This window comes from Ruminococcus sp., assembly GCF_019417665.1.
In the GTDB taxonomy this organism is placed as follows: domain Bacteria; phylum Bacillota; class Clostridia; order Oscillospirales; family Ruminococcaceae; genus Ruminococcus_C.
On sequence record NZ_DXUU01000072.1, the window covers coordinates 1 to 8,388 of the forward strand.

The following is an 8,388-nucleotide window of genomic DNA, read 5'->3' on the forward strand; positions in this document are numbered from 1 at the left end:
ACAGGAATTGTCCTATCGGATTTTTTACTTGATTCAATTTTACTTGACATCTGAGAACAGAAAACCTATGTTAGGATTAATAAAGCTCACTTAGCACTTCTATTACCTATAAGCCTAAATTTCAATAAATTTTTGCTCATATTCGGAAAGAATATTTTTATTTCTTCTATAATTTCCGCATTGAGTAGTGTCCTTATAAGATATTACCTAAAGTTATATCTCCCTCATGATAAAACTCAATTAATCGTTTCATATCAACTGATATAAGCCAAGTATCAAACGAAACCGCTAATACATCATCAATGTTATCTAAAATATCATCAATATTGCACTTAATTATCGGAATTTCCGCATCAGTCCATATTACATAATATTCCTTTTCACCAGACAACATATGTATTTCATTTAAACTAACTTCATGGGAATCAGCATACTTTGAAAAATCAACTTTTCCATAAAATGTAAGATTTAAATTGGAAAGAATTTGATTTATTAGCTTATTATCCTCTACAATGCTGTAGTTTTTCAAAGTAGCTATACATTCTTCAAATAATGTCATGCCAACCACCTAATCATTTAACAATATTGAGGTGTATAAATTTTCTTAATGCTGGAAATTTTGAAAGTACTTGTATAGCATCTTTGTACTTCACTTCTTTTTCTAATTCAAAAGGCGGAGATAATACGCCTTGAAAAAGAGAAACAACACTCCCAGTATATCCAAATGCTTTTTTTATTCTTAGAACGTCATTTTTGTTTGTTATTTTAGATATTACCACAACATTGCAAAGGCGAGAATCTTCTGAATCTTCTTCAAATTCATCTTCTTCCGAGCATTCTTCTAACCATTCTGTTAATGCAAGTCTTGGATTCAACCGCAAAGCCCGTTCTGTGTTTGAAAAATCTGGCGGCATCACTTCTACATTTATCACAATTTGTAGTCGCTTTTCTCCTACTCCAAATAGTCCCATTTTATCCAGATTTGACATTGCTTTTTCCATAGAATTTAACCAAAAAAGTTCTTCTGCTATATAATCAGATTCTGAATGTATCTGTGATATTCTCTCTTCGTATATTTTTTGAATGTCAAGAAAATAATCATCATATTGATACGCACAGTACGGAGAATCCGCATAAGACCATTTGTACATCTTCTTTTCAGCATCATTCACTTGATTGTCATGGATGACATGTTCCAGTGCTTCAAAAGACCAAGCTGATATAAAAGGAGTGCTATTCTCCAGCTTTATAAAAGCACAATAATAAAATTGTTCTTTATGATCATGAAACAATTGCTTAATGCATTTACCAGCCGAATTTGTAAGCATCTTCTCTAATTCAAAACCAGAATTATTCATATTTTAAAATTTCCTTTTACGACTTGTCTTCCAATTGATCTTAATTCTCGCTGCAAACCTCTTCTAATGGCTTTTTTCCCTCTTCCATTTTCACGCATTGTATTTTCAACAGAATGCAATCGTTCATTAACACGCATATTGAATTGTTTTGTATGTGTAAAACTATGTGGCTTAGGGTTTCCTAAAGGAACACCATTTGCGGCTGTATCCACATTAAGTCCGTATTTATCAAGCAAAACTCTTGAATCTGCTGCATATGCCCAATGACCTTTCTTGCCTCCTGATGCAACGATATGAGCTGCTGCTTGATTATTACCAACATACCTTCCTTCTTTCGCCATATTAGCTCTTAACACTTTAGCGTGGTCAGAACAATTATTATGAACCAGAACATCATAATCAGAAACAAAGTAAGTATGGAAATCAGCGACTTCGAAGTTGTAAACTGCAACATACTCGCCTTCCGGCAGTTCTACAATTTCAATGTCATCTACGCATTGTGTAGAACCATCCTTCAGCCGAACCACATCGCCGGGCTGCAACAACTTTGCACTTGTCCAACCCTGTCCCTCTACCCAGAACGGATGGTCTTCTGTCGTTTCGATGATTTCTTCATCAATCGTCAGATAGAGTACCGTATCTGTTACATGAACATAGGTATTGACAACAGACTTGTACGCAATTTCTCCCGTTTCCGGATTTGCAGAAAGAACCAGATCTCCAATCTGAATTTCTTCGATCGGACGGTCACCATCCGCTGTTTCGATCATCGTACCAGCAGCAAAACAGCTTGCATTGAACTTGCCGTTTAATGCTCCGCTTACAAAGTTCTTTCCGGCATTGATTGCCATTATTGCATATTATGAAGTTGCCACTATTGGTTGGAAATTATTTTTCATTTAATGGAAATAGTAGTAGATAATGATTGCAGAATGGGCACTTTAATATATTGTTCACTTTCGCATATCTTTTACAAAAAACACACCATCGCCCATTTTCTTCAACATTATTGATATATGTTATATAATCTATTTTTTTTACTGCATACTGAAAGCAAAATTCATAAATACATTCATATTTTTTAGGCAAAATATACGGAGTTATGACATGCTTCCATTCAATTCCATTGGCATATACAGGTTTTATATTTTCCTCTTTTAAGAGCATGGATAAATCCTTTTCTTTCCAATATTCCTCATTAAAATATCGTTTTTCAAATAGTTCCCAACTTTCCCAGGAATTTATTTTAATTAAAGCAGAGTAAACATCTTTTACAGTAATATCAAAATATTCCAAAGAGATACACCTTACTTTTCTTTCGGATATTTTTTAGTTCCTGTTTTGGGGAGTCCATTAGATTTTAATCTTTTGTTCAAATCTCTAAATGCATCAATATCAGTTTCAATATGAACTTTTATTTTTTTGGCTTTTGTCTTCTGTGCAATGTATAGTCGACTATTGCCGTCTCGTACAACATATTGACCCTTAACATTTATTACATTAATAGGCTTAAAATTGCCTACTTGTTCTGAACCTTTCGATATTATTTTTTGTATAGGCCTTTTTCCATTAGGTGTATCGAAAGATGAATTTATTGTTCTTTGTGAATAATTGATTTTTCTTGGGTCAATTTCCTTGATTGCATCATCTTTACAATCATTATGAACCAGAACATCATAATCAGAAACAAAGTAAGTATGGAAATCAGCGACTTCGAAGTTGTAAACTGCAACATACTCGCCTTCCGGCAGTTCTACAATTTCAATGTCATCTACGCATTGTGTAGAACCATCCTTCAGCCGAACCACATCGCCGGGCTGCAACAACTTTGCACTTGTCCAACCCTGTCCCTCTACCCAGAACGGATGGTCTTCTGTCGTTTCGATGATTTCTTCATCAATCGTCAGATAGAGTACCGTATCTGTTACATGAACATAGGTATTGACAACAGACTTGTACGCAATTTCTCCCGTTTCCGGATTTGCAGAAAGAACCAGATCTCCAATCTGAATTTCTTCGATCGGACGGTCACCATCCGCTGTTTCGATCATCGTACCAGCAGCAAAACAGCTTGCATTGAACTTGCCGTTTAATGCTCCGCTGACGAAGTTCTTTCCGGCATTGATTGCCATTTCCTTCGGGTCAAATTCTCCATCTGCAAGCTGCTTGATTCCATCGCCAACTGCACCGATCGCCGCTTCTTTTAAGCCGCTCTTCACCATGCGTTTTGCAACGTTTTCTGCACACTTTGCAGGAGAAATTACCGCCGATAAGGCTCCTGTTGCCGCTGCTGACAGATATTCTCCAGCTCCGCTATTGAACTCACCATCATCCAGATAATCGCACACTGCGGTAACCGCTACATTGATCACAGCACCAATTGCAGCTTTTGCAACAAGACCCCAGAAATGTCCGTCTGGATCATTCAAAGGAATCGGATTGTTTCTGCAATATGTGTACAAATTCAAGCTGAGCGGATCATTTGCAGTACCGGTTACAGTATCTCTTGAAATGAATCGTCCAATTTCAGGATCGTAATATCTTGCACGAAGATAAATGGTTCCAGTTTCTTTGTCGAAATACTCTCCGCTGAACCGGAAGGGGTTTTCATCGTTCTCATCCGAATTCTTTTCTACGCCAAACGCATCATACCGATAGGTTTTCGTCTTATCTCCGGTTTCGCTGGTCAGGTTGACAACATCACCGTGTGCATTCTGAAGATAGTATGTCACATCACTGGTCATACCGTTATAGAACGCACGGCTGGAAATCAAACCTGTTCCTCGAACATAGACATCTGCTTCATATACAGATTTCCCGATGTCCACCATCAATTCTTGCCCGTCATAGACATGTGTGGTGGTTTCCCCGTTTACAGTTTTGGTTCTTCTGAGGCCATCATAACCATATGTGTAGGAAGCAGTCATTTCGCCGTTCTGTACACCAATCAGTTCATTTAAGCCATCGTAAGTATTTGTCTGTAAACCATCATCCGGATCATTCTTAGTCAGCTGATTTCCGTTTGCATCGTAGGTGTATACGGTATTCCGTACTACATCGCCTGTTTTCTTACTTTCTTTCTGAAGTAAGCCAGTATAATGTCCGTTTGAAGAATAATTGTAAGTAGTGATGTAGTCCTCTTCACCGCTTACTGTCATCTGAGAACGATTACTGTAATCATCATATTCATACGAGATGTTGTTGCTGATGTTTCCGTTAACCTCCGATTCGGAAACCAATCGTCCCATTCTGTCGTAATCATATGACGTCGTTTCTATTATACCACTTTCTGTACGGGTTTTGCAAGCATCAGATCCGTCTAAGTAATAAGTATAATCATATTGAGAAATAATCTCATTAGATTTCTTATTTACAAGCGAAGTTACATGATTAGAAAGATTGTAAGAATATTCTGTTTTTGTCCCGTTTCCGTAAATTGCAGAAGCCTTATTGCCATTTTCATCATAGGTATAAGATACAGAGTCTTTTCCGGTATCTGAAACCTTAGAGAGCCGCATCTCGTCATCATACTCATATTCTGTCGTACCGTAAATTAAGAGATTTGACTGACCTAACAGCAGTTTTTCCTTATTTTCTGTACTGCCTACATAATAATATCCCTTAAAGCAATCCGGACTATGTTCTTCTGTTAAACGGCCAAGGGCATCATAGATAAAATCTGTTGTTTTCCCATTTTGAACAACTTGAATCGTTTGACCCATTTTGTCATAGGAAATTTTCTGGGATACATTTTTGCTCGTATCATCACAAACAGTATCGGATGTTAAAATACGGTTTAAGGCATCATACGTTTTTGTCGTCCTATTTCCATTAGAATCGATAGACTGTATAACATTCTTATTTAAGTCGTAGGTAAGTGTCCCAGAATTGTAGGTTTCCGTATTGTTGGAACGTTCAATGGTACGAACAAGATTACTGTGATCATCATATTCATACAGTGTTTCTAATCGGTCTGTATCATTTTCAGATGACATACCAGTATACATTTTAGTGCGAAGGCCATCTTTATCATAGAAATATTGTGTATAGTTCTTGGTATCGCCATCGCCATACAGAACAGTTTGTGTAATATTTCCAAGATAATCGTAAGCATATGTAACCTTGCTCCATGCTTCTTTTCCAGACCCTTGTTTTTGAATAGTTGTTTCTCCGGAAATTACGTTCCCATTTTTGTCATAACCATTTTTAGTAATGCTATACTCAATTGTACCATTAGACTCTTTGGTAAAAGGAGTATATTTTGCTGTTTGCTTGTTCAGCGTATCATAAGCATATTTTGTAACATTGCCCTTAGCATCTGTTTCACTGCCAAGATTTCCATTTGCATAATATGTGTTTGTACGCTTAACTTTATCGTTTACTTTTTCTTGTACTGTATTTCCACGATAATCTGTAAGCGTAGTAGAAATAACCTGCTTTTTCGCTGTTATATATTGTGTTTTTGTTGTTAAAAGACCATTATGAGCAGAATCAGTTGCTGCCTTTTCTACACCATTAAATGTTTTAAAGGCATAATTTTTTTGCAAAGCATATGAGGTAGTTGTCAAAATCAACTTATCCGAAGAATATTTATGATCTTTGAAATAAGTTTTGATTTCTCGTCCCAATCCATCATAAACTGCAATACTTTGGCTATCATTGGGGTGTGTCGTAACAGTTAAATTCCCATATGCATCATACTCATAAGATGTAACATTGCCAACAGCATCGGTATCTGTCTTTACAAGACCGCTTGGATAGTAAGTATGAGAGGCATAGTTTGTTTTTGCATTGCCACTATCATATTCGTTTCCATTATCCAATGCTGCATCGTACGCATTCGGTGAAACTTCTTTAATAGCACGTCCAAGCAAATCATACTGCGTTCTAGTAACAGCTGGTGAACTACCTTTTCCATATTCCTTTTGGCAAATGACATTTTCCATCTTATCGTAAGTGGTTTCCGTCACATTCCCACCAGGAGAAGTGGTTTTGCTAATCAGGAACATATCATTATATTCATATGATGTACAGCCACCATCTTGCTTAGATTGACCAGCAGCATATTTCCATTCCTGTTTTACTGTGCCATCTGCATTGTACACATACTCTGTTACATTACCTTCCGGATCTATTAATCGCCTAATCAAGCCATGAATAATGTGCTGTTCTCCGGCTGTACAATATTCATAGGTTGTGATTGCAAATTCACTTGCATGATTATTCAGATAATCTTTCACATTAAATTTATCCGAAAGGAATGCAGATACATCACTATAAGGATGAATACTCTGTGCTTCTCTTATCACCATAACACCAGTATCATCATATTCCTTTAATGTAACATTATTGCATTCATCAACAGAAACAGTCATGTAATTTTTACTATTGTATCGAGAATATGTTTTAGATCCATCTGGATTAATTACATCTGTTAGATTACCATTTTTATCATATGTGTTTTTGGTGATATTCCCATTTTCATCTGCATATTCACCAATTTCATCATATTTATTTTTTCCGTCAGAATCCTTTGTATAGGTTGCCTTTTCGATTTCAAAAGTCTGACCGTCTGTATAAACAATGTTTGTCTTTACTGCCAGCTTTTCATCATAATCACACTTGGTTTCCTTTACATATTTTCCGTTATCATATTCTTTGATAGAAGTTTGTTTCTTTGCCTTATCATATTGATATACCTGCTTCAAACCAGAAGAATTTGTCAGGTAATCCACACGACCATCTGAATAATAAACCATCTCTTCTGTAACTTCATCATAGCAATTGGTGATTTTATTCAAGTGCTTCTTATCATCATAAGAATAACTCTCTACAGCACCCAATATACTTTTTGCTGAAGCCAACTGATTATTGTTATCGTATGTATATTCCACAATTCTTCCAGAAGTCGGATCTTCAATTTTCGTAATTCGTTTGTGTGCATCATTAGAAGTATAGGTAATTTTATACTGTCGTCCTGTAGAATCCGTTACAGTACGAACATGATTTCCATCAATTGCACTAATTTCAATTGTATCTCCGTGTGGATCTTCCATCCGATACATTTCTAACTTATTGTTAAAATAGTACTTTGTTTGATCATTGAGCGTGACAACATAGCCACTTGAATTCTTTTCCATCGTACTATGTGCATTTTCACATTCGAACTTTGTACCGTTTTGTTTAAATGTGGTATTTGAACCATTGGGAAGCACAACTTGATAATAGTTTTCTGCTGGTTGAATTATCTTGCTGACATCCAAATTAAAATCCCAGCCAATACCGAAAGATCCTTCTTCTGTATTGGTCGAATTATAAGTTCTGACAAAGTCTGCATCCATACCCGGAGATTTTACTGCCAAATCAACAAATGTTTTGGTATAATTGCCAGTGGCAGGATGCACACCATCACCCATTTCCCAACCTTTACGGTAAAGGGTATAGTCCGGTTCATCATAAGGTCTCCACCACGGACGGAACCAGTAATTTTCAGCAGTAAAATCATATATGAAGTCAATACCGCCATCAAAATTGAATGTTCTTTCTGTATTCAGAGAACCATCTTCATTATTGATATATGTTTCACAGTTGTCCCAAAGAACGGTCTGTTTGCCGCCTTCATAACCAAAATGAATGACTTGTGAACCGGAAGAATAGATCGATTTCGGCCCAGAAGCTTCATTGACTTCCCAGATTGGTCCAAAGAAACAGATATTACCTGCTGTCCATTTTCCTTCCATATCGGTCAATGTGATATAATTCCAGTTTCCATATACTTCGAGCCAATCTGCACTGTTTGTCATCCAAATGGTGTCATAGCAATTTGCCTGGCCAAAATTAAAGTCGCCACCGATAATCACGGTACCGCCATTCAGCCGCATATTTTGTCCGGCATTTCCACCCCAACCATCTGGAGAAGCGGTACGAAATACTAAGTTATTGGAAACTTCCAAATAACCATTGCTAATATTCAGTGTTGCTCCCTGATTGCCAGACCAAAATTTCGGAATATCAGTTGTAAAGGACATAC

The 8,388-nt window shown here is 36.7% G+C and carries 5 protein-coding genes; all 5 read right to left on the minus strand.

What is annotated here, in order from left to right:
• Positions 1-193: 193 nt before the first annotated feature.
• The 5 genes from QZ375_RS12700 to QZ375_RS12720 are packed head-to-tail and all read right to left on the minus strand — an operon-like array spanning position 194 to position 8,311.
• On the minus strand, positions 194-559 hold the full coding sequence (locus tag QZ375_RS12700) for a hypothetical protein (protein ID WP_295219624.1): 366 nt from the start codon (positions 557-559) through the stop codon (positions 194-196).
• Positions 560-572: 13 nt separating this feature from the next.
• Positions 573-1,358 (minus strand): DUF4303 domain-containing protein, encoded by a 786-nt coding sequence (locus QZ375_RS12705; protein ID WP_295219625.1) that lies wholly within the window; start codon positions 1,356-1,358, stop codon positions 573-575.
• Entirely contained in the window at positions 1,355-2,209 is an 855-nt protein-coding gene (locus QZ375_RS12710; protein ID WP_295219626.1) for a polymorphic toxin-type HINT domain-containing protein, read from the minus strand. The genes QZ375_RS12705 and QZ375_RS12710 overlap by 4 nt, the downstream gene beginning before the upstream one ends.
• A 37-nt stretch (positions 2,210-2,246) precedes the next feature.
• Entirely contained in the window at positions 2,247-2,654 is a 408-nt protein-coding gene (locus QZ375_RS12715; RefSeq protein WP_226943199.1) for a hypothetical protein, read from the minus strand.
• A gap of 11 nt (positions 2,655-2,665) precedes the next feature.
• Positions 2,666-8,311, minus strand: a complete 5,646-nt coding sequence (locus QZ375_RS12720) for a polymorphic toxin-type HINT domain-containing protein (RefSeq protein WP_295219627.1) — start codon at positions 8,309-8,311, stop codon at positions 2,666-2,668.
• Between the last annotated feature and the right edge of the window lie 77 nt (positions 8,312-8,388).

What these genes read in the sequence shown, in the direction of transcription:
- QZ375_RS12700 (WP_295219624.1), bottom strand. Translation starts at nt 559, where the DNA reads ATGACATTATTTGAAGAATGTATAGCTACTTTGAAAAACTACAGCATT.
- QZ375_RS12710 (WP_295219626.1), bottom strand. Translation starts at nt 2,209, where the DNA reads ATGGCAATCAATGCCGGAAAGAACTTTGTAAGCGGAGCATTAAACGGC.
- QZ375_RS12705 (WP_295219625.1), bottom strand. Translation starts at nt 1,358, where the DNA reads ATGAATAATTCTGGTTTTGAATTAGAGAAGATGCTTACAAATTCGGCT.